This window comes from Reichenbachiella carrageenanivorans (genome assembly GCF_025639805.1).
GTDB lineage: Bacteria > Bacteroidota > Bacteroidia > Cytophagales > Cyclobacteriaceae > Reichenbachiella > Reichenbachiella carrageenanivorans.
In genome coordinates, this window is record NZ_CP106735.1 from 550282 (window position 1) to 573420 (window position 23139).

Sequence of the window (23139 nt, forward strand, 5' to 3'; positions counted from 1 at the left end):
GACAGCTAATCTAGCCTCTCCTTACCCTTAGAGCAACAACCATTTGTATTTCTGGTTACCTTCTAATTGCTCCCGAAGTATCGCCACCCATTAGACTTATGACGTTATCTAGGGACACCAAATTTACATCGCCAGGAACAGTATGCTTGAGTGCGCAAGCCGCTGATGCAAAATCCAAAGCTTTATCATCATCATAGTGCATCAATCCATAAATAAGACCCGAAGCAAACGCATCTCCGGTCCCCACACGGTCGATGACGTGTGTGATGTTCAACATTTCGGTTTTATTATATTCTTTCCCGTTCCACATTTTGCCCTGTATTTGATTGTGAGAAGCACTGATGGATTTTCTGGTTTTACCTACCACTTTTTCAATTCTGGGATAGGCGTCCATAAGTCGCTTGGCTGAATATCGAAACTTATCGTCTGGCTCTACCAAACCCAATATTTGATGAATGCCATAGCTACTGGTAATCACGATGTCACAATTTTTCACCAGCTCAGGCATCACTTCCTGCATAGTCTTGCCATATTTCCACATATTATCACGAGAATTGATGTCTCCCGAAACCTTGATCCCCATTTTGTTGGCGGTCTTAATGGCATCCAGACAGCACTGTGCCGCTCCCTCCGAAATAGCTGGGGTGATCCCTGTCCAATGAAACCAATCGGCGTCTTTGAGCACGTCTTCCCAATCGATCATTTCAGGTTTTATTTGAGAAAAAGCAGATCCCTCTCTTTCGTAAATCACCTCACTGGGTCTGTGCACAGCACCTTTCTCCAAAAAATACATCCCCAGTTTATCTCCACCATAATACACATGCTCGGTATTTAGCCAATGCATGCGCAAAAATTGAGTTGCTGCTTTACCCAGAGAGTTATTGGGAAAACGAGTGACATGGGTGGCCTTTACACCAAGATAGGCTAATGAAATAGCCACATTTGCCTCTCCTCCTCCATACGCCAATTCAAAAGATGTCGCCTGTGAAAATTTTGAATATCCAGGGGGAGACAATCGCATCATTACTTCTCCAAATGTTATTACTTTCTTAGCCATGCTCTTTATTTTTCGTATTCTAATGAATACCTCCTTAAAACTATACTTACTTGTCTAATCGTCATGCAGATTCATGATCAATACATCAACTTCAGCGGCAAATTTTGCTCGGTGATGATTTTACCTGAGTTCTGAATCGTGTTGTCCGACTCCGAGTTGTTTTTGGCTCCCCATAGTCTCGTTACAAACTCTACTTTGTTGTTAAGAAACTCGTTGCCTGTGATCTCTACGTTGATAATGCCATAGGTATTGATCAATACACCATCTTTTTCTTTACTTCCTGAGTTTATGAAAGTACTGCCTTTAACCACCAAGTTTCCTCCGACGGTAGATTCGTCATATCCTCCTCGATAATAATCGATCACATTTTGATCAACAGCTTCAAATCGACAATTGATAATAGAAACATTTTCAGCATTATAGTCTCCCCTGTCATCCTCTTCAGCTGATAGCTCAATACCATTGTTGCAATTTTTGATCACAGTAGATTCAAACCTGATAAATTCAGAAAATGAATATTTATAGGCTTTGAGTACATACTCGAAATTTGATATTTCAACGTCTTTTACCTTCAGGTTATAGAGGCTAGACATATTTTCTTTCAAACTCGAAAAGGCATAATTTTCACCTGTTCCTTCAAGATTCACCGATTTCAATATCAGCTTGGCTTTCGGATTCATTTCAAATGCCGGAGTTGTAGGCGATCCAGTATATACAATGGTCGATTGGCTTGCCGTATCAGCCGATACGATAGTTAGCTTTTTGTTGATTTTTAGGGGCGTATTCATTTCGTATTGCTTAGCCGCTAATTCGACAATATCTCCACTCTTGGCATTGGCTACAGCTTTAGCCAATTCTTGTGATGTGTCCACAACATGGGTGCTGGGTGCTACTGTTGCAGGATTAGGGTCGTACCAATCTGGGCCATATAAAGACCGATCCATGACATTGGGCTTTGGTGCATTCGCATCATTTATAGCGCCTACCAAATGGTTTTCTGTCCTAGAATTCCCCAACAAGTCCTTAGTGATTTTATCAAATTCGAACCCATTAAAAACCTCCACATTCGGGAGATCACTTGTAGGCACCCAAATGTTTTCTTCTAATTCCTTCATTGTGAAATTCTGGACTTCGAGTCCATCCACACCTTCGAAATCTACGCCTTGATTATTAATCAAATTACTTTCAAAGTCTATCCCATCAATAGAATCATGGCGAAAGATGGGCATTTCATCTCCATGACCGTTGTAGATGAGGTTGTTGGCGAGCAACGTACGTATAGGTCTTTCGGATCGAATTTCTGACGCAGGGAGTACCTCCTTTTGGTCTACGTTTGACCCTACACCAAATTGCCATGGTGAGGTACAATTGACCCAAGTGTTGTAGGCCACTACCACATCCGTGACCTGAAAGTATCTATTGACTGCTGGGCGTCGAATGCCATTCATCATGGCAAGGGGTGCTCTAAAGATCTCACCTCGCAGATTGTAGAAATAATTGTTAGTCACCGAATGGCCAGTGCCTATAAGGCGAACGCCCCCTACCTCAGGAGAATCATCATCGCCGATGAAGTAATTGCCATCTACGATGCAGTAGTTACCATGTCTAGTCACCAGCGATCCCTGGCTTTTGTAGAAAACATTGTTTCTGAATTCGTTGAAATTGCTTTTGCTAGAAATGATCTCCACTTCGCCATTGCACCGATCGAATAGATTGTTCGCTATCAAAGTGTGACTTGGCGACATAGAAGTCCCACTGTTTCCAATTTGAATGGTTTCGGCACTTGGACCTCCTTTTGGTGGTCTGGGGCCGAAGTAATTGTGATTGATCTGATGATAATTTTTAATGCTTTGATTGCCCTCTAAGTCAATTCTTACAGTTGGCCCACGGTTAGCCTTTCCTTCTAGATAGCAATGATCGAGTTGATTGTATCTGCCTCTGAATTGTACCCATAGGTCTGTCATGTTCCGCTGAGCTTTATTGAAGTCTAAGATCACACAATTGGTCACTCGGCAATGGTTGGCGAATGTTTTGCTATCAATGGCAAACTGAATGACGGTATTAGAAGGTGACGCCCCGTTTGTAAAATACAGACCATCTACCACCAAATATTCACCAGCCAATTTCAGATCTGATTGGCCTTGGATGATCACTTGGCCTGGTGTCTCTGCCCGAAGCACAATGGGTTGATCTTCGGTTCCGCTTCCTGTAAATTTGATTTGAATATCACTCCATTCTCCATTGGTCATGATGATTTCAGTGCCTGACTGGGCGTTCGAAATGGCATCCTCCAATTCAACTTTATTTGAAACTTTTATGCTCTTTTTAGGAGTTGATTGATCACAACTGGCCAACGTCGCAAATAGTGTAAATAGTAAAAGTAAGTGTTTCATATGTATCGTAGTTTTTGTTTAGGTTGACACTAAGCATTTTGCCACAACTGTTGAATGGCCGTCAGATCTTTTTTCATGGCATCAAAAACCACTTGCTGATCTACGCTGATGTCGGGCAGCCCTTTTTCGGCTCCTCCTAGTGGGTATTCAAGATGCAGACTGACAGGAGGTTTCAATCCAAAACTTTTCAAAAGCTGAAAATACGAATTAAAATCTACCATTCCTTCTCCAATCGGAACATTTACTATTTTCCACTTACCACTCACTTTGCCCCATTTAAAATCTTTGAGTACGATTGTTTTGATCTGACTGCGGAGAAGTTTCACCCCATTCGACCAAGAACGACCTCCTTCCGCCACGGCATGACGGATGTCGTATTGTGCACCAAAATACTTCGGATTGGCGGTTCCCAATATTTTTTTCACCTCCCACACAGAAGAACCAATGCTCGTCCCAGAGTGGTTTTGATAGCACCCTACGATACCGTATTGCGCATTCAAATCGCTCAACTCACGTACTTTGTCTTCATAATAATCCAGCGATTCTTCAAATGACCAATCTGCTTTGTATTTGAACCAATTGCTTCTATAAAACTTTACTCCTTGAGCAGCAGCTGATTTGATGATATCCGCATCCAATGGATTGCTCGCATCTGAAATGGCTGTTGTGATCATGTCACACGAAAGTCCGGCACTTTTGATATCGTTGATGGCTTTAGGCAATTCTTCTTTCACCTTTTCAGGAAAAACATGTCCTTTCGGACGAACGGTTAGGTCTAATCCATAAAAGCCTATATCTGCAGCAACTTGGGCAGCAGCTTTCCAATCCAAAAATTGAAGATGCTTAGAGAAAATATGAACTTCTAGCGGATCTTTTTTTTGATCAAAATCAAATAAATGAATGGGAGAAGGTACCAAAGGGGTAGTCAGAGCCGCTACGCCTATTTTTTTAATGAACGTTCGTCTGGAGTTGGTCATATGCTTTTTTGTCCTGCACTTATTAGTAAGTAAACTGGCCAAATAGGTGATTCTTCAAAGCATACTACGGCATAACTACCGTGATCTTGTTGTTTTTTGCCACAGCACCACCAACTATCTATCCAGCACTCCAAAATATAACCTTTATATGACTATATAAACATCAAAAAAGATTTATTCTCTGGAAATTCGGAGTACTTGTTCTTTGCTGTTGGTCACACCCTTAGAAAATAGGCTAACTCAAAATCATTTGGAAACGGAACAACTAGCCTCGAAAGCCCTTGACAAGATGGCTACTTTGCAAAACCAGAAAGAGCCAACACCGGACCGACTAAGTGCTGACTCTTTTCTGATTGCTGTTGTGGTATTCAAAAACCTACTTCTTAATAAACTTGGTCACTGTAGACCGCTCTCCTATGGCATGGATAAAGTAAATCCCAGCTTCTAGATCGTCTATCGCAATGGCTTGGTCAGTGGCTGTGATTTGCTTGAGCAATCTGCCTTTGATATCCAATAGCGAATAAGTATGTACGAATCGGTCGCTACTGATCCTAATGTACTCGCTCGACGGATTGGGGTAGATGTGTAGCTGACCTCCACGGTCATTATCAACAGAGAGCGCTACGGGCATATTCGCATCTATGCTGAAAGTGCCCTCACTATTGCCGTTGCCTGCTGCGTCTGTAGCTGAGCCTGCGGCTATTGCCACTGTGACTGTGCCATGGGCTAGCGGTGTCAACGTCACGCTATAGGTATCGCCTGTGCCCAAAAAGCCACTGGCTTCGACATTGCTAAGCGTGAGGTCTTCTATGGTAAATCCTGTAACCACCTCGCTAAAGACGATACTGACCTCGAATGCTGCCGAAACTGGCGCTGTAGCCATGCTACTGATCATGACAGATGGCGTGATTTCATCCACATCAGTGACGGTAATCGTCACCTCCTGATTAAGCGAATGCGTTCCATCACTGGCGATCACGTTGATCACGTAGGTGTTGCTGGCGTCTGCATCGATAGGAGACTCAAAGTCAGGAGTAGCCTTAAAGGTCACTACTCCTGTGTTCGCTACTAGATCGAAGAGGGCTTCGTCAAGGGCTGTTCCTAAGCTATAAGTCATGACATTGATACTTTGAACTACTGCCGTATATGCCGTGCCAGTCGCATTTTCCGCAAAGTTTGCTGTGGTCTCTGAGGCAAATTCAGGATCCACGTTTTCGTAAGCCCCCATGTCTATATGATCCGTGCTAGCCACTCCATCATAGAGACGAGGGTTCCCAGCCAAATCCACGTCATTGGCTAAGTCTCCACCAGCACTGGTGTAGAAGCTATTGCTTCCAGCATTTACTGCTGGGCTCGTTTGTACAAGACTATAATCTCCATTGGCCAAATCAGTGAAGATGTCCGTATCTGTCAAGGCAGTGGCATCTATGTTGCCCTCTTCGGTGGTGGTGGTGCCTTTGATCAGGCTATTTTGAGGCGTATAAGCTCCAAATACATCATCCCAGACGATACTGTTCTTTAGGCTTGGGATAGCATTATTTTCATTATAGATGCCATCACCTTCGCCCGTATCTGTATTGCCTACTACGGTAATATTCACAAATGTAGGCGTTGAGCTGTCTACATTATATATAGCTCCTCCACTGGTGCTTGCTTGATTGTCTATAAAAAGCACATTGCTCAACACGGGTGATGACTGATCCTGATTCGCCATAGCACCACCATCCTTGGCCTTATTATTTCTAAAGACGCTATTGCGAACTATAGGAGATGATTGATAGCTGAACATACCTCCACCAGACTCTGTATTAAAATTTCCATACAATAAAAGGTTTTCATAAAGGGGCGAGGAGATAGAGTTGTAAACACCAGCACCTGAACATTGATAAATAGGGTTGCCATTTACTGTTATGTTATTATTATTCTCACCATTGGCGCCAGTGATGGTAAAGCCATTTAATAAGGCCGTACCCATATCGCCACTACTAACCATTACCCTAATGGAATTTTCACTATTGTTGGCAAAATCACTTTCATCGTCACCGTCTACATCACCACTTAGTATGGTACCAGTATTGCCTGAGCTTGGCAAAATCCGGGTATCAGTAAGGTCATTGATTCCATTATCTGGATCAAATCCTCCATACAACTGAACGTTTTTGACCATAGAGAAGCTATTGTCACGACCTTGGTCGGTGCCAAATTTGGCACCATCCTCTGGGCTGTACATCGGCTTGTAAGTCCCAGTGGCTACATATATTTTTAATGGAGTGGTTTCCCAAGCATTGTCATAATTTTCTTTCGCCCAAACCATGGCATCTGCCAATTCGGTAATGGCATTTTCCCATGAATCGCCACTTTCATTACTGTCTTTTACGTTTTTGTTGACGTAGAGTATGTTGTTGGCACCTGGAGAGGTGGGCTCCTTACGGATTCTCTGAAGCTCATAGGCACCCACATCGATCACATCATCAGCAGGAGGGCCATCATAAAGCCTCACATTGCCCGCTAGATCTACATCAGCAGCCAAGTCTCCTCCAGCATTGGTGTATAAGTCATTGCTTCCAGCATTTATGGCAGGGCTAGTGTTTTTCAAAGTATAATCACCGTTGTCAGGATCAGCAAATACGTCAGCTTCATTATAGGCTGTGCCATCCAGATTGCCACTCAAATGGAATCCTTGTATTAGACTATACTTTGCATCTGGAGCGGAACTTTCGACGAGAATATCGGGGGTAATAGAGGCTGTGTTTCCAAAAATAATGGTGTTATTGAGTTTGGCATTAGAAGCAGCGACAAAGGAAACTCCACCTCCTACGAAGGCATTGTTTCTAGCGACGGTCACATTGGTCAATACAGGCGTAGAACTGGTACTATACATGCCGCCACCATTGGTAGCTTGATTCTCGCTTAGAATCACATTGATCAAAATGGGGGAACAATTGACAATGTAAATACCACCACCTTGGCCACTACCACCCTGGTTCGCAGTATTACCTGTAATGATTAAGTTGCGGAGCGTGGGTGAGGCATTTAGAACATAGATTCCTCCTCCTTGGTCAATATTTCCTCCTCCGGTAATCACCAGGCCATCCAAAGTGTTTGGTGAAGGATCTACTGGTGGATAATTAATGGTGATTACCCGCTGGTTCCCGTTGCTTTTTAGAATAGTCGCGTTACTTGCATCATTGGAAAAGTTGCTTAGGTCACGTTCAGCCAATGTAGTTTCGGCACCTGTGAAGCTGCCATATATCTCCATTCCTTCTTTGGGGGTAATAGCGGCAGTAAGCAAGTATTCACCTTTTTTTACAAAAATGACATCTCCAATTTCGCCATTATTGATCGCCGTTTGCAGGTCGTCGTAGGCACTGGCCCAAGAGCTACCATCACCGCCACTGGCTGCATTGATATCTACATAGCTGTCGGCTGTGGTCTGGGCATAGGATGTCGAAGCTGTCAAGGTAAGTATGAGGGCGATCATCAATCCCTTCATACTATTCAAAAAATCTGTGCGCTTCCCTTGGGGATATTTTAATGTCGTGTTCATATCTCAAATTTTTGCTTAAAATGTAGACTCCATTTGCACACCCAATGAGGCATACATCTGGAAGTGCTAAACTAGGTATACAGTAGGGTAGCGGTCAAAAAAGCAGCGGGTAGTTTTTCCCACCCTTATGGGTAAATGGCTAGATATGAGATAGTTAAAAATCAGTACCCTTGTGTCTGTTCGCTAGAAATGCTAACCAGTTTGCTCCCAGCTTCTTTACGATTGTTCACATTGAGCTTGTCAAAAATGTTTCTGATATGATACTTTACCGTGTTTTGACTGATGAAGTGCTTGTTAGCTATGTCTTTATTGGTACTCCCGCCAGATATATCTTGGAGTATCTCTATTTCTTTGAGCGTAAAGCGATAGCGCTTGATCAATTCTAAGGTGTGGGTTTCCTTTTCATTAGAGTTTTCATGAAAATGGCTAAGCTGAGCGGTATAGTCAACAATCTTTTGTCTCATCTCATGGTTTTTCAAAGACAACCTTTTGGACTGATAAATAATAACGTAAGTAAAAACGGCCATTTCGAAAACTGAACCTACCTTGTACCATACGAATGAAATATTCATAAACTGTAGGCCAAAATATGGACTGAGATAATACCCATGGGCCACAAACAGCGGAATGCCATAGGCCAAGAAAAACATGCCAGATTCTAAGGATTTAGTTTTTCTCCAAAGTAAATAACCAGATAAACAAAATACATCCAAGGCCAGCAGCACGACCAATTCAGTAGTTACATAATACCAAAAGCTACCGTGCGTAAGGAGTACGCCGATATTGAGCAACTGTGAGAGCACCACTAGCCCAATGCCTATTCGATACAACCTAGGATAGTCTCGGCTGATACGCAAGTAGCTCTCGATACAAAAGATACAGCTGATGCCCAAAATACTGTTGATGGTGGGTTCGATATATTCGTTGATGCCTTCTGCGCCAAATAATAACGCAAAACTACCATCTTTATACACGGCATTGGCAGACATGCATATGGTCATGAAGATGTAATACAGGTAAGTTTTGTGGCTGAGATTGAGATAGGAAAAAAAATTTATCATCAAGATGCAGATCACAATACCATAGTAAGCACCTGTACCTAGGATTTCGAGCTGCTCCGATCTATAATACTCCACTTCCTCGAGCAACTGAAGCGGTATTCGGGCTTCAAGCAAGCAGTCTACTTTCAAATAATACGTAGTGGTTTTCTGAGTTGGCAGCAAACGGAAATGAACAAACCGTGTTTTTTCTGTCCGTGATATCTCTACATCTTGTTGGTAAAGCCAAGCACGTGTGATGTGGGCTTCGGGGATATGCAACACATAAGCCTCTGAGGTGGCTGGTATCTCGATTTTGAACCAATATACTCCATTATTGATCCCCTCATAGATCGGCTCGGTATAGGATAGCCAGTCTTGATTACTTGTTTTTTTGATCTGTAAAAGGGGCTCCTCACTCTTCTGGTAGTGAATAGTTTGTGCATAGGATTGTGACCACCCTACCAAGAACAAAAACAACAGACACCACAATTTAGCAGTCATTGACAATCTCTTTCCATTAGCTATGGCAATAATAGAGTTGAACTTGATCAAAACAAAACTTAGGAATCAAATCAGAACGTTTAGAAATACACATAGCTATGTAACAACGAGCTGAAAGCAAATAAATGATGAAAGTAGTTTTATAAAAAGCCTCTGCAATCAGCTGAAACCTGCTGTATATCTAGCCATCAATCTTTCGCCAAAAAACGAGGAAAATCTTTAACCTCTTCACAGCAGATTTGCTCCATCACTTGCTGAAGCTGTGTTTTGAGCAAACCTATGGCATGGTCGCCTCCACGGGCGCCTAGTGCCGCTACACTATACATAAATGTGCGACCCAAAAACGCAAAATCTGCCCCACTAGCCAGTGTTCTGGCAATGTCTGGTCCAGATCTCACTCCGCTGTCCATCATCACCTTGATCTGATCTTTGTATTTCTGTGCAATACCTTTGAGCGGATGAATGGCCGACTGTCCCGCATCCAGCTGTCTGCCGCCGTGGTTGGACACGATGACCCCGTCTAGCCCCAGTTTGATGGCTGTCTCGGTATCTTGCTCGCTAGCCACTCCCTTGAGCACAATTTTGCCTTTCCACATATCTCGGATGGGTGCGATCTTTTCCTCATTTAGCCGTCCCGAAAACGTCTGATTCATGTATTGCCCGAGCTGCTTCATATCCAAGCCTTTGGGCATATAGGGCTTTAGTGTTTTAAACTCTGGCTGACCATTAATCAATGTGCGAAGTGCCCACTCTGGTCGAGTCATCATTTGCCTGATATTCCTAAAAGTCATCCGAGGCGGCATGGCAAGTCCATTCCTAATGTCTCGTGGGCGAAAACCAAACGTAGGCACATCAGCCAGTAGTACTAGTACAGGGCATTCGGCAGCAGCGGCCCGCTTGATCACGTCGTCTCGCAGTCGATCCTCTGCGGGATGATACAGCTGAAACCACACCTTGCCCTCCGTCAGTTCGCTTGCCCGCTCGATGTCCATGGTAGTGACTGTGCTCAGAATGAACGGCACATTGTGCTTGTGAGCGGCTTTCGCCAAAATCTCAGGAGCCTTGGGCCACATAAGCCCTTGCAACCCTACTGGCGAAATCCCAAACGGCGCATCGTAGACCTGTCCAAACAATTCGGTTTTCATCTCAGACCGATGATGCTTAGTCAGGTATTGAGGAATCAGCTCTACCTCACGGATTTCTCTTGTGTTTTTATCCAGATTGATATCTTCATTGCAGCCACCATCCAAGTATTCAAAAGCAAATTTTGGAATTTTCCGCATGGCTCGGTACCGCAAGTCGTCGATCGATGGGTAATTGGCATCGTATGTATAGCTCATAAAATAATTGGTATGAATAAGACCCGTAAGACTTATTCGTTCATCAATGTTTCTATCTCTTCTAGTTCGAGCGGAATGTCTCGCATCAAATTAAAATTCTCTTCTTTGCCAATCACCACGTTGTCTTCTAGTCGGATACCCAGCTTTTCTTCTGGGATATAAATACCTGGCTCCACAGTCAGCACTGTACCTTCCTGAATCGGCGCATAGAAATCGCCCACATCGTGTACATCCAAGCCCAAAAAGTGAGACGTGCCGTGCATAAAATACCTTTTGTAAGCGGGGTGGTGAGGGTCTTGATTTTTAATATCTGTCTGATCAATCAAACCTAAACCTACCAGCTCCTGTTCCATGATGAGTCCTACTTCTTTGTTGTAATCTGTGATGACTACCCCGGGTCTCAGCATTTCAGTGGCTTGTTTTTTTACACGCAGCACGGCTTCGTATACGGCCTTTTGTCTTGGCGAAAACCGACCACTCACTGGGATACTCCTAGTCATGTCGGCGTTGTAGTTGGCATACTCAGCAGCCACATCTAGCAATAAAATATCTCCTGCCTCGCATCTTTTCTTATTCTCTATATAATGCAAAATACAAGAATCCGCCCCACTCGCCACAATAGGCGGATAAGCAAATCCTCTGGATTTTTGTCTTACAAATTCGTGTATGAATTCGGCTTCAATTTCGTATTCGGTCACGCCCGGTTTTACAAATTTCAAGATGCGTCTAAAGCCGTCGTTGGTAATGTCACAGGCCGTCTGCAGCTGATCTATTTCATCTTTGGACTTCATCGTTCGGATGCGCTGCATGATGGGTGCCGCCCGCTGGTAATGGTGATTGGGATACTTGGCTCTGCACCATTTGGAAAAACGATCGTCGCGTATCTCCACATCTAGCATGGCTCTGGTGTGCTCATTGGCATTGAGATAAATATGCTGAGAAGCTACCACCAATCCACTGAACATTTGCTCAAATGACGAAAGCCATTGAACGTTCTGAATACCAGAAATGGTGCGGGCTTCATCCTTGGTCAGTTTGTGTCCTTCCCATACGGCAATCAGTTCATTCGTTTCTCTTATAAAAAGAATCTCTCGCTGAGTGGGATCAGGGAAATCTGGTCGGAGCACCAAAATTGTTTCTTCCTGATCTATGCCTGTCAAATAAAGCAAATCATTGTTTTGTCGAAAAGGCATCACCCCGTCGGCATTGGTGGGCATGATGTCGTTGGAATTGAAAACTGCTACTGCATCTGCAACCATGGCCTGCGTCAGTTTGGCTCTGTTGCTGATGTATAAATCATTAGTTGGGGGAGTGTATCGCATGTTTGTTGTTTAATAAATTAAATACAATGAAAGGATTATTAAAACACTCCCAAGGCACCATTGGATCACGATAAGAGACCCTAAGTACCTTGAGAATATTGTATTTAGTATTGGCTCATCCAAGTCGAAACGGGCAGTAACTACTTGCCTATCCCAATACTATTTTTTGTACGTTTTTACTTTTTGCACGGAAGTGCCCAGACCATCGATACCCAGCTCGACCACATCGCCGTCTTTGAGATAGGTAGGCGGCTTGAGTCCCATGCCTACACCGAATGGTGTACCTGTAGAAATAATATCTCCTGGCAATAATGTCATATACTGACTAATGTAGCTCACCAAATGAGGCACATCAAAAATCAAGTCCGATGTATCGCTGTCTTGCTGCATTTCACCGTTTACTTTGAGCCACAGCCTGAGGTTTCCTGGATCTGATATTTCGTCTCGTGTGGCTATGAATGGCCCGATCGGCGCAAAGGTGTCTGCACTTTTGCCCTTCACCCACTGGCCACTTCGCTCTAGCTGAAAAGCCCGTTCACTCACGTCGTTGTGTAGCACATATCCAGCGATGTGATCCATGGCATCTGCTTGGTCTACATAGCTAGCTTTTTTGCCTATCACGATGGCAAGCTCTACTTCCCAATCAGTCTTTTCACTACCTTTTGGAATCACGATATCGTCGTTGGGGCCTACGATGGCAGATGTGGCTTTGAAAAACAATACTGGCTCTGCAGGAATATCCATTCCGCTTTCGGCAGCGTGTTTGGCGTAGTTTAGTCCTACACAGACAATCTTGGATGGACGTGCTAGGGGAGCTCCCAATCTCACAGCTGCCTCTACTTTGGGCAAAGTGTCCACCTGCGCTGCAACCTTGGATGTCAAATCTGCCAAAGCATCTCCTGCAAAAAATGCTTCATCGTATTCGGCTACCAAGCCGCTTACGTCTAATCTCGTACCATCACTAAGTAGCACGCCCGGTTTCTCACTGCCTTCGGCTCCAAATCTTATTAATTTCATCTTCCTCTTTTTATACTGTTAATAACTCTACTGCTTTTTGTGCAGCCAATGTTTGTAGTTCGGTAATACTACTGCCGCTGTGCCATGCCGTATGGCTGGTCACTACCAAATTCTTTGCTTTGAGCAAGGGATGATCGTTGGACAGCGGCTCTTCTTCTACTACATCCAGCGCTGCACCACCGATCACTCCATTGTTGAGCGCGTCCATCAGGTCATTGGTGCTTACCAAACCGCCTCTACTGGTGTTGACCACAATGCTTGTAGCTTTCATTTTGGCCAGCACTTCTGCATTGATGAGGTGGTGCGTAGCTGGTACCAATGGACAGTGCAAACTCACCACATCTGCGCTTTCCCAAATTTCTTCTAGTGTAGCCGATGCTACGCCTAGCTCGGCAAACTGCTCCTCGCTAAGCCCTGGATCGTAAGCGATCACAGTCATCCCAAAAGCCTGTGCTCTGCTCGCTACTCGCTGGGAAATCCTACCCAAACCAATCAAAGCCAAAGTAGACTGCCGTAATGGTGGCAAGGTCTGTGGTGAAGTGATGACCCATGTGCCCTGATTGATCCTATCCCAAGTAGAGAGGATCTGACGCTGTGCAGCGAGCATCAATGCCACGGTATGATCCGCCACCTCGTTGAGGCAGTAGTCTGGCACGTTGGCCACGGGTATGTCTTTATCTTTAGCAGCTGTCAAGTCTATATTATCTAATCCTATACCATACCTCACGATGCCTTTGCATTGAGTCATGGCTGCTATGGCGGCGGCCTTTACAGGTGCCCACTGGGCGATCACAACATCTGCATCTTTGACTAATGTTGCTACCTCTTCTTCGGTCTTGCACTGGGCATCTACTACTGTATGACCTGCTCCTTCTATAATTTCTCTTTCTACGTCTATATTTGGAAAATTCCAATCCGTAATTACTACTTTCATACTTCTCTTATTTTACTTTTCAATGGCCTGATTCAGGCATTTATTCCTTGTGCGCTACTGCTAACCTTTCCTCAAATAGTCATGTACTATTTCGCCTTCTACCAAGGTGAACTCCCCCTTCCAAAAGCATGCATGGCCTTCTTCTAGCACGGGCAGTTTGTAGATAGGTGCTTGCATATTGGGCCTGAGTGCCACCGAACATGGGTCTATCCAGCTTTCGGCTATTTTCACATTTTCCAAATTGCGGGATGTGATTTGCCGAATGGCTGTCTCGCCATTGATATGATTGATCACCTTGTAATTGAGATTGACGGAAAAGTCGAAGGTCATGTCTTTGAACTCCTGAATTGTCCCTCGGTTTTGCTTGTAGGCCATGGTGCCATTGACTACCTCTATGCCATTGCGCTCTAGCGAACCGATGATTAGGTCTCCATTGAAATCCACCTTCGGATTGCCCCATTTTTTGGGCTGTCCGTGTACTTCTCTGCCTTGCGAAATACCGCCGTCGCTATTCAAAAACAAAAACGGCGAATAACCACCCACTGCTTTGCCTGGTAGCTCTGCGTCTAGCATCACATTGCACTCCTGATATTGCCCGAGATAATCGGTGTCATTCATGTTGTAGATGTGAATAAGTACCCAGTCGCTTCTCAGTTTGAGCGGAGCAGGCAGCAATTTTTCAGCAGCTTTACGATCCGTTTTGTACGAAAGCGTGAGCACCTCCACATCGCGAAACGAAAACGGAAAAGGAGCCGCCAAAGGAGCTCCTATTGGCGTAGACCAATGGTTGTTTTCTTGCAAACTCATTATTTTTTGTCCTTTAATCGTGGGGCATGGGCGGGTGCTTTTTTGCCTACTCGTTCATAGTATTCGGCTGGGATCTGCTTAGGGTCTTTGTACACGAGCCACTTGCACGGTGCCTCCGAATCTGGGTTGTATTCTGTGACTCTCATCGGGTGACCATAATTTTCGATCGATAGGATCTCATTGACCATGGTGCAATGGGTACAGTAGTAGCTAATGTCTTTTTTGCCCCAGCTCCAAGGTTGTGCTTTTTTGGTACAGCCGAATACTTCGGGATTTTCCACTTCGCCACGATCTACCCGCTGACGAGCCACTCCTCCACTCCCGCAAGAGTCTAACACGAGCGTATATTTTTCTTCGTCTTCTACTACTTCTATTTCTCCCTGTCTATCTGGCCCCATCAAGTGACCTCTTAGTCCTTCGATAGTCAGCTGCAACTGAGTCTCTACATCCTGCACCATTACTTTATCGTATCGGTCTTTGTAGTAGCTACCCAAAATCGAGCGGTAGGCTTTTTCCAATTCGTCTTCGCCAAAATTGTCGGCGATATAGGTAAAAAAAGACCATGCCCAATTGGTAAACATATCATGAACTACCTCCCACTCTAATCGAGCATATTCGGTGATTCTTTTGGCTTCTTCGAGATCGCCCTTTTGCATGGCTTCGTAGGCTAGTGCCAAAGAAGACTTGCCTACCTCAGAAGGTTTGTCCTGTCTAAGGTCTCGGTTGATAATATCTGATTTTGATAATTTCATAGGTATCTATTTTTGAATTAATTAGCTATTGAGCATAAAGCCGCCACACACGTTGATGTCTTGTCCGGTAATGAAACTGCCCTTTTCAGAAGCCAAAAAGACAATGAGATTGGCTACATCATCGGCTTTTCCTAGCCTGCCTAGGGGTGTCTGAGCAGTCCAGGCTTCCGCCAATTCTGCTGAGTTTTTGCCAGTAATAGGTGATAACTCTGGATATAGGTCGTTCCACATCGGTGTCATGATAGGGCCTGGGCTCACGGTATTTACCCGAATGCCTTTGGCACCATAGGCCAGTGCAAGCGATTCTGAAAAATTGCTCACGCCAGCTTTAGCTGCGGCATAGTGTGCTGACACGGCTCTTCCTTTTCTGCCTGCATTCGAGCCTAGGTTGATGATGATGCCACCATGATCCATGATCTCTGCGGCGCCTACAGCTACCTGAAACAACGCCCGAACATCTATTTCAAATACTTCGTCCCATTCTTCGATCGTGATTTCATTCAGTTTATTAAAATGACAAACACCTGCTGAGTTGATTACTATATCGATTCTGCCTGCAAGGTCCTTTGCTCTAGAGGCTACCGTTTTGGCGCCTTGGGTATCGCGTAGATCTTGTACTATGGCATGATGCTGAGTATGTGCAGTAGGTAGCTCAGTCAAAAGTGCATTGAGTTTGGTTTCGTCTCTTTCTACGCCCACTATGGTGCAGCCTTGTGCGGCCAATTGCTTGGCTGTAGCTGCTCCAAATCCACTCGCCACTCCTGTAATTAGTGCTACTTTATTTTCAAATTCCAATTCCATCTTTTTTTCTATTTATTATGCTCCTACTATTAAATTTGGGTGTTTCTTTTGTATATCGCCGTCGTATAGTGGCAAGACCATGTCTACTTCTCGTTCCATTTTGGCAAAGAGTCGATAGTGCTCTTCTATTGATTCGCTCAACCCTAGAGGAATCTTATCTTCAAAATTTCTGTACTTAAATACGGCATCGGTCAATCCTACCAAACCGTCTTTGGTCTGCACTTTGAAAAGCATGGATGAGCGATGGTGACCTCCACAAAACCAGGAAGTAATACCTGGCAAGAATTCGGTTTCTTCATCGGGCAGCAGTTTGATTCTCGCTGCGGCCTCCTGTTTCACCAGATAGCTGATCACATGATCTGGAAAGAGGATATTTCGAGGCAGCTGCGGAATCTCAGGGTCTGGCGCATGAAAATCCATCCAACCTTTGTGTGAAACCCAAATGTTGGCATTAGGAAACTGATCCAAACCGCCCGTGGCGTATGAGGTAATCGGCGTAATGATCACGTCGTTGATTTCTTCGGGTCTGACCTGATGCTGAGCCAAGGCGTTTACTATCCAATTGTCTTCGTTGATGACAGGCTCATGCCCGTGTTCGTTCATGGCCTCGTAAGCCCAGTTGGTCCAGAGTGCATCTAGTGCAGAATAGTCTTTAGGAAAGCCAGTATTGAGCAATACTTTCCGATCTTCGCTTTCGATCAGAAAAGACCAAAAGGTGAGCATTTCCCAGCCGTATAGCTTGGTCATCCAGTATACTTCGGCAGCAGGCACTCTGGCCTCTCCCATTTTCAAAGCAGTTATTTTGTAGTTTTTCATCATAGTTGTGCATTCCATCCCCCATCAACAAAAATGGTAGAGCCTGTGGTGTATTCGGCTTGTTTGCTAGCCAAGAAAAGTACGGCAGATTCCAAATCCTTAGGCTTGCCTAGTCGGCCTACGGCTAGTTTGGACTCGATCCAGGGAGTCACCGATTCTAGGTCTCTCGACTCCTTGTCGTTGATATCTGTATGTATCCAGCCTGGCGCGATACTATTTACAGTAATGTTATACTCACCTAGCTCTATGGCCATACCCATAGACAGTAGACTCAGTCCCGCCTTCGAAGCGCAGTAGTGTGTCTGTCCAGCATTGGATCTGTAGGCTCCCACACTGGTGGTAAATATAATTCTACCTCCATTTCCTTGTTTGATCATCTGCTTAGCAGCCAGCTGTGTAACCATAAATGGACCATTCATATTCACATCCATGTGGCGCTTCCAGCTGTCTATCGAGATGTCTAGAAATTCTGTGAACTTGCAAATGCCTCCATTGCTAATCATAATATCTATACCTCCCATGATACGCACCGCCTCTTTTACCAAGGCTTCGGTCTGTACTGGGTCTGCAATATCAGACTCTATGTGATGAATCTCTGCCTTGCTGGCAGCGTTGAGTCGTTCGCATTCGGCCGTTGCCTTGTCTGTATCCTTATAGTGACTAAATACCACGGTGCAACCTTGTCCTGCCAGTGCTTCCACATAACTCAACCCAATCCCGCGAGACCCGCCTGTCACCAAAACTCTTTCACCTTTTATTTCGAACATATTATCTCCTCCTATGGTAGTTTCTCTTTCAATTTCATGATTCGGCTAGGCCAAAGCCCAACTTCATATGGTGAAGATCTACAATCAAAAAACTCGTGCTGTCCTGTCCTATACTGCTTTGACTTGCTCCTTCTGTTTTTCTGGTTTGCGCTCGCTAGCCCTGTATGTGTATCGCTCCGCGCGCTGCTATTAGCAAAATACAGTACTACAGCAGATCTAGCACAGATCAGACATATCATAAGTGCTCATACATGCCATACTGTTAGTTTTTAATAAGGTTTGACAAACAAAAACGTGACTATTAATAAATAAGTAAAGAAAGTGAAATAATCATTTTGTATAAAAACTTAATCATTATGACTATTCCGAATCGTGTTTGAAATCGCAATGTTTGTATTGTGGGAAATGGCAGCTAGCCTCATGCGATATGGCAATCGTCCGATTTGTATGAAAAATCTCGGCCAATGGAGATGAAAAACTAGCAAAGAATGCCACGACCACACGAAGGGATTTTACAACATAAATGAAACATTATGAAACACGATTTTATTCAACTAGACATTTGTGATGATTCCAACACACCTAAATACAAACAAATCATAGACAGCATCACATGGAGTATCAAAGCAGGCAAACTAAAGTCTGGCGACAAACTTCCATCGATCAACCAGCTGAGTTTTGACTACTATCTATCGAGGGATACTGTAGAAAAAGCTTATCGCTATCTATGTGCTCAGAAAATAATCCAATCCATCAAAAGAAGAGGCTACTACATACTAGACGACAGTGGCGCCTCTGAAGAAATAAAAATCTTGCTTTTGGTCAACGATTTCAATAGCGAAAAAAAGACCATCTACAATGAGATGATCCAAAAGCTCAGCAATCAAGCCACGGTAGACTACTGCGATTACTCGCTCTTCAAGAAAATAGTAAAAGGCAACCTAGACGGGTATCAATACTATGTGATCATGCCAGGCTTCGAAAGCAAGCACCAAGAAGAGCTCAACGAATTGCTCCTGAAAATCAATTCAGAAAAGCTGATTTTGCTAGACACTAAATTAGACCAGCTGGCCAACTGCAAAGGAGGCATGTATCAGGATTTTAAAGAAGACATCTACAATGCGCTGGTAGAAGCTAGCACGTTGCTCAAAAAATATGAGAAATTGATTTTGATCTTCCCTGAAGACAAAATGCATACCTATCCCGCAGACATCATCGCTGGATTCAAACGGTTTTGTGGATTCAATCAATTCAAATACGAAATCTACAACGACGCCTCGTGCATAGACCCTAAAAGCTATAAGAAGTCGGCCTTTGTAGTACTCGAAGAAGCGGATCTGGTAACGATCATCAAAAACATACAGCTCTCCAAGATGAAGCTGGCGAAGGATACTGGCATATTGTCGTACAACGACACCGCACTCAAAGAAGTCTTGGCTGAAGGCATCTCTGTGATCACTGCAGACTTTGCTAAAATGGGTCAAATAGCGGCAGACATGATCCTAGGGCAAGTATCTGGCCTAGTGAAAAACGATTTTCATTTTATGTCTCGGGCATCGCTTTAGTTTGCCTATACAATCATTTTGTACAAACATATAACCAGAAATGATTATACTTGATCATGGAGAATTATTGGAAGTACTTTTCGGGAGACAATGAAAACTGGGGCATCAAACTGATCACTTGCGGGTATGAGCAGGTCAATAGAAATGCCGCCTATCCAGTAGAGGGGCATCCAGAATCTCATCTTTTCTCTTGGGAAGAAGGTCGGACACTGCCCGATTACTATATCATCTATATCCCCACTGGGGGTGGAATTTTCGAATCTGAAAATGCACAACTGGAGATCAAACCTGGAGATGCCATTGTCATCAACAAGGGAGAATGGCATCGCTACAAGCCACACAAAGATTTGGGGTGGGAAGAGTACTGGATCGGATTCAAAGGCGAATATATAGACAGCTATGTAGTCAAGGATTTGTTTCCCAATCAGGTCACCCACATCAAATCTATGGGCTACCAAAATGACATCATCACGCTGTTTAACCACGTGCTTCGCCTAGTAGGCACACCTACCAAACTGATGGAAAAAGTGCTTTTTGGATCACTCATCCAGTTAATCAGTCACTTCACCATAGAGGATAGAGTCAAAATCAACACCAACAGACACGACTATATCGTACAGTCTAGTATTGATTTTATCCGACAAAATATCACCAGCAAGATTGATTACAAAAAGATGAGCGAGCGGTTCAACCTCAGCTATAGCCAATTTCGTCTGACCTTCAAAAAAGCTACGGGCTCTTCACTCAATCAGTTTTTAATCTCCGAAAGGATAGGTTTGGCGCGAAGACTGCTACACAACACCGACATGGAGATCAGCGAGGTAGCCAGCAGAGTGGGGATCAACTCGGTCTTTTACTTTTCTAAACTATACAAACTAAAAACTGGTAAATCACCCTCCCACGACCGACGCAACCAAATGATGATCTAACCTCGTTTGGCACTTAAAATGATTACCGACAGGGCAACACAGGATAGAGTGGAATATCAGATACACCAACTTACCTCATCATCAGACTCATCACTAATCTAAACCTGTAAAAAGAAATACGAGGACGTCGCTTAATTAAGAAAAACAATGAATACCGATTTTAAAAAAGTCTTATTGCTTATTGGTCTATCTATTTGGACAGTGGTTTTATTTGCCCAAGAATCTCAGGTAACCATCAATCACCAAGGCAAGGACTTCAACATGCTCAAGCATGCATGGAACGCGCAATGGATCACCCACCCATCGGCCTCTACGATGGACTACGGCGTGTTCAATTTCCGAAGAACATTCGATCTAAAAGAGGCTCCCAAGTCTTTTGTGGTGCATCTCTCTGCCGACAACAGATACAAACTCTATGTAAACGGCACCTACGTGGGTAGAGGCCCAGCCATTGGAGACATCGCACATTGGAGATACGAGACACATGACCTAGCGCCATACTTACAGGCAGGCACTAACACCATTGCGGTAGAGGTCATCAACTTTGGTGAGTTCAGACATGCCAAGCAACAGACCTTCCAGACGGCCCTTATCCTACAAGGAGACACCCACAATCCCGTATCTATAGATACCGCCAAAGACAGCGAATGGAAAGTAATCAAAAACAACGCCTACAGCACCATCCCATTTGTGAGTGACTCCGTGGGCGGATACTATGCTGCAGGCCCAGGCGACCAGGTAGACGGGACGCTATACCCATGGGGCTGGAAATCTCCAACCTACAATGACAGCCAGTGGCAAAAACCAAGATTGGCCATGGTAGAATTTGCCGTAGGCAGAGGTTTTTTGTTTGGCAGCACTTGGTATTTGGTACCACGCCAGATTCCTTTCTTGTCGGACACAGTGACCAGATTCAAAAAAGTGGCTCAGGCCAATGGTATCAACGTATCTAAAAACTTTGTCTCTGGCAATGAGGCGATCACCATCCCAGCAAACGCCAAAGTATCTATTCTGCTAGATCATGAAATACACACCATAGGCTATCCAATACTTACCGTAAGTCAAGGGAAAAATACAGTAATCAAAACCACTTATGCAGAGGCTTTGTTTTACAAAACATCACATGAATTTAGTGCCCATGGAGGATGGAAAAAAGGACCAAGAAATGACCTCGAAGACCAAGAAATCCGCGGCTACTACGACATCTTCAAAACCGATGGGGGTGCTCAACGCAGCTTTCAGCCACAGGCCATGCGTACATTTAGGTTTGTATCGCTAGACATCACTACGGCAGACGAACCATTAGTAATCGAAGATTATCACAACATCTACTCCGTCTATCCATTCGAAGAAAAAGCGACCTTCCAATCCAGCGACCCATCGCTCAATGCGATCTGGGATGCCGCCTGGCTTACCTTACAAAATTCGTCTACAGACCAATTTGAAGACCCCTACTATGAACAACTTCAGTACATAGGCGACACAAGAATCGAGTCGCTGGTGTCGATCTTCGTCTCTGGCGACGACCGCCTGATGCGCAAAGCCATTCAGCAATTCGACGATTCTCGCATGCCCAATGGACTCACCCAAAGCCGCTATCCTTCTTATATCAATCAGGTCATTCCGACCTACTCATTGCTATGGATCGGTATGCTGCATGACTACATGAGCTACCGAAACGATCCCGAATTTATTCGCAACTTTTTGCCTGGGATCAAGAGTGTGCTGGGCTGGTTCGAAAACAAAGTAGACGACACGGGCATGCTCGCCAACCTAGCGTGGTGGAACTTTACAGACTGGAGCGAAGGCTTTCAAAACGGCATACCAGTGGGCGCTGACGATGGACACTCCGCCAATGTAAGTCTACAATATGCACTAGCGCTACAAAAAGCCGCTGAGGTCTTTGAGCTACTGGATGAAACAGCTCAGGCTCAAAACTATCGCAAGCAAGCCGCTGCCATCATCCAAGCTACCGTACAAAACTGCTACGACGAAGACAAGAAGCTCATTGCCGAAAGGCCCGAAAAGGACGTGTTCTCACAGCATACCAATGTATTTGCCATATTGGCCGATGCCGTAGCACCAGCAGATCAACCAGCCCTCTTGGCACAGCTTCTTAGCGAAAAGGATTTGATACAAAGTTCTATCTATTTCAAATTTTACCTCACACGTGCCATGCAAAAAGCAGGTGCTGCGAATCTGTACACGGCCAGTCTTGCCCCATGGAAAGACATGCTGGATCGAGGCATGACCACCTTCGGTGAGACCGACGTAAACCCACGATCTGAATGCCACGGCTGGAGTGCCAGCCCTTGCTTTGATTTCATACACACGATAGCTGGCATTCAATCTGCCGCTCCGGGTTTTCAAAAGGTTCTCATTGCGCCAAGCTTCGGAGACTTGACTGAAGTCGAAGCTTCGTTTCCACACCCCAATGGCACCTTAGCGGTCCACTTTTCAAAAAACAAAAAAGGCAAGGTCAGCGGAACGATCACATTGCCAACAGGTATCACTGGCGATTTCAAATGGAATAACCAGTTCATAAAATTAAAATCAGGAGTTAATCATCTATAG

17 protein-coding genes are annotated in these 23139 nt (G+C 44.4%); 3 read left to right on the forward strand and 14 right to left on the reverse strand.

All coding sequences use genetic code 11. The annotated features are described in order from the left end of the window. Positions 1-55 precede the first annotated feature (55 nt). The 14 genes from N7E81_RS02020 to N7E81_RS02085 form a co-directional block, all read right to left on the reverse strand. On the reverse strand, positions 56-1057 hold the full coding sequence (locus N7E81_RS02020) for a sugar kinase (protein ID WP_263051612.1): 1002 nt from the start codon (positions 1055-1057) through the stop codon (positions 56-58). A 77-nt stretch (positions 1058-1134) separates the two neighbouring features. Continuing rightward, positions 1135-3450 (reverse strand): chondroitinase-B domain-containing protein, encoded by a 2316-nt coding sequence (locus N7E81_RS02025; RefSeq protein WP_263051613.1) that lies wholly within the window; start codon positions 3448-3450, stop codon positions 1135-1137. 29 nt (positions 3451-3479) lie between these two features. After that, positions 3480-4427, reverse strand: a complete 948-nt coding sequence (locus N7E81_RS02030) for a sugar phosphate isomerase/epimerase family protein (RefSeq protein ID WP_263051614.1) — start codon at positions 4425-4427, stop codon at positions 3480-3482. 376 nt (positions 4428-4803) lie between these two features. Next, entirely contained in the window at positions 4804-7974 is a 3171-nt protein-coding gene (locus N7E81_RS02035) for an Ig-like domain-containing protein (protein WP_263051615.1), read from the reverse strand. A 161-nt stretch (positions 7975-8135) separates the two neighbouring features. Then, positions 8136-9515 (reverse strand): LuxR C-terminal-related transcriptional regulator, encoded by a 1380-nt coding sequence (locus N7E81_RS02040; protein WP_263051616.1) that lies wholly within the window; start codon positions 9513-9515, stop codon positions 8136-8138. 188 nt (positions 9516-9703) lie between these two features. After that, positions 9704-10855: an alpha-hydroxy acid oxidase gene (locus N7E81_RS02045; protein ID WP_263051617.1), complete on the reverse strand. Its 1152-nt coding sequence runs from the start codon at positions 10853-10855 to the stop codon at positions 9704-9706. Positions 10856-10887: 32 nt separating this feature from the next. After that, positions 10888-12177, reverse strand: a complete 1290-nt coding sequence (locus N7E81_RS02050; RefSeq protein WP_263051618.1) for an aminopeptidase P family protein — start codon at positions 12175-12177, stop codon at positions 10888-10890. A gap of 159 nt (positions 12178-12336) precedes the next feature. Continuing rightward, on the reverse strand, positions 12337-13194 hold the full coding sequence (locus N7E81_RS02055) for a fumarylacetoacetate hydrolase family protein (protein WP_263051619.1): 858 nt from the start codon (positions 13192-13194) through the stop codon (positions 12337-12339). 10 nt (positions 13195-13204) lie between these two features. Next, on the reverse strand, positions 13205-14128 hold the full coding sequence (locus N7E81_RS02060) for a C-terminal binding protein (RefSeq protein WP_263051620.1): 924 nt from the start codon (positions 14126-14128) through the stop codon (positions 13205-13207). 60 nt (positions 14129-14188) lie between these two features. After that, positions 14189-14935: an acetoacetate decarboxylase family protein gene (locus tag N7E81_RS02065; protein WP_263051621.1), complete on the reverse strand. Its 747-nt coding sequence runs from the start codon at positions 14933-14935 to the stop codon at positions 14189-14191. Next, entirely contained in the window at positions 14935-15687 is a 753-nt protein-coding gene (locus N7E81_RS02070) for a hypothetical protein (protein ID WP_263051622.1), read from the reverse strand. The genes N7E81_RS02065 and N7E81_RS02070 overlap by 1 nt, the downstream gene beginning before the upstream one ends. 21 nt (positions 15688-15708) lie before the next feature. Then, complete coding sequence (locus N7E81_RS02075) at positions 15709-16488, reverse strand: SDR family NAD(P)-dependent oxidoreductase (RefSeq protein WP_263051623.1); 780 nt, start codon at positions 16486-16488, stop codon at positions 15709-15711. 15 nt (positions 16489-16503) lie between these two features. Beyond that, entirely contained in the window at positions 16504-17307 is an 804-nt protein-coding gene (locus N7E81_RS02080; RefSeq protein ID WP_263051624.1) for an MBL fold metallo-hydrolase, read from the reverse strand. Next, positions 17304-18071, reverse strand: a complete 768-nt coding sequence (locus N7E81_RS02085) for an SDR family NAD(P)-dependent oxidoreductase (RefSeq protein ID WP_263051625.1) — start codon at positions 18069-18071, stop codon at positions 17304-17306. Before N7E81_RS02085 ends, N7E81_RS02080 begins: the two co-directional genes overlap by 4 nt. 533 nt (positions 18072-18604) lie before the next feature. Between N7E81_RS02085 and N7E81_RS02090 the strand changes: the two genes are divergently transcribed. From N7E81_RS02090 to N7E81_RS02100, 3 genes are all read left to right on the forward strand, one after another. Next, positions 18605-19636: a GntR family transcriptional regulator gene (locus N7E81_RS02090; RefSeq protein WP_263051626.1), complete on the forward strand. Its 1032-nt coding sequence runs from the start codon at positions 18605-18607 to the stop codon at positions 19634-19636. Between the two features lie 56 nt (positions 19637-19692). Further along, complete coding sequence (locus tag N7E81_RS02095) at positions 19693-20565, forward strand: AraC family transcriptional regulator (protein WP_263051627.1); 873 nt, start codon at positions 19693-19695, stop codon at positions 20563-20565. Positions 20566-20712: 147 nt separating this feature from the next. Then, entirely contained in the window at positions 20713-23139 is a 2427-nt protein-coding gene (locus N7E81_RS02100) for an alpha-L-rhamnosidase-related protein (RefSeq protein WP_263051628.1), read from the forward strand.

Bases quoted from the DNA above. Each gene is read 5' to 3' on its own strand.
- N7E81_RS02090 (WP_263051626.1), top strand. From the start codon at position 18,605: ATGAAACACGATTTTATTCAACTAGACATTTGTGATGATTCCAACACA.
- N7E81_RS02025 (WP_263051613.1), bottom strand. From the start codon at position 3,450: ATGAAACACTTACTTTTACTATTTACACTATTTGCGACGTTGGCCAGT.
- N7E81_RS02020 (WP_263051612.1), bottom strand. From the start codon at position 1,057: ATGGCTAAGAAAGTAATAACATTTGGAGAAGTAATGATGCGATTGTCT.
- N7E81_RS02050 (WP_263051618.1), bottom strand. From the start codon at position 12,177: ATGCGATACACTCCCCCAACTAATGATTTATACATCAGCAACAGAGCC.
- N7E81_RS02075 (WP_263051623.1), bottom strand. From the start codon at position 16,488: ATGGAATTGGAATTTGAAAATAAAGTAGCACTAATTACAGGAGTGGCG.
- N7E81_RS02035 (WP_263051615.1), bottom strand. From the start codon at position 7,974: ATGAACACGACATTAAAATATCCCCAAGGGAAGCGCACAGATTTTTTG.
- N7E81_RS02085 (WP_263051625.1), bottom strand. From the start codon at position 18,071: ATGTTCGAAATAAAAGGTGAAAGAGTTTTGGTGACAGGCGGGTCTCGC.
- N7E81_RS02100 (WP_263051628.1), top strand. From the start codon at position 20,713: ATGAATACCGATTTTAAAAAAGTCTTATTGCTTATTGGTCTATCTATT.
- N7E81_RS02065 (WP_263051621.1), bottom strand. From the start codon at position 14,935: ATGAGTTTGCAAGAAAACAACCATTGGTCTACGCCAATAGGAGCTCCT.
- N7E81_RS02040 (WP_263051616.1), bottom strand. From the start codon at position 9,515: ATGACTGCTAAATTGTGGTGTCTGTTGTTTTTGTTCTTGGTAGGGTGG.
- N7E81_RS02030 (WP_263051614.1), bottom strand. From the start codon at position 4,427: ATGACCAACTCCAGACGAACGTTCATTAAAAAAATAGGCGTAGCGGCT.
- N7E81_RS02055 (WP_263051619.1), bottom strand. From the start codon at position 13,194: ATGAAATTAATAAGATTTGGAGCCGAAGGCAGTGAGAAACCGGGCGTG.
- N7E81_RS02070 (WP_263051622.1), bottom strand. From the start codon at position 15,687: ATGAAATTATCAAAATCAGATATTATCAACCGAGACCTTAGACAGGAC.
- N7E81_RS02095 (WP_263051627.1), top strand. From the start codon at position 19,693: ATGGAGAATTATTGGAAGTACTTTTCGGGAGACAATGAAAACTGGGGC.
- N7E81_RS02045 (WP_263051617.1), bottom strand. From the start codon at position 10,855: ATGAGCTATACATACGATGCCAATTACCCATCGATCGACGACTTGCGG.
- N7E81_RS02080 (WP_263051624.1), bottom strand. From the start codon at position 17,307: ATGATGAAAAACTACAAAATAACTGCTTTGAAAATGGGAGAGGCCAGA.
- N7E81_RS02060 (WP_263051620.1), bottom strand. From the start codon at position 14,128: ATGAAAGTAGTAATTACGGATTGGAATTTTCCAAATATAGACGTAGAA.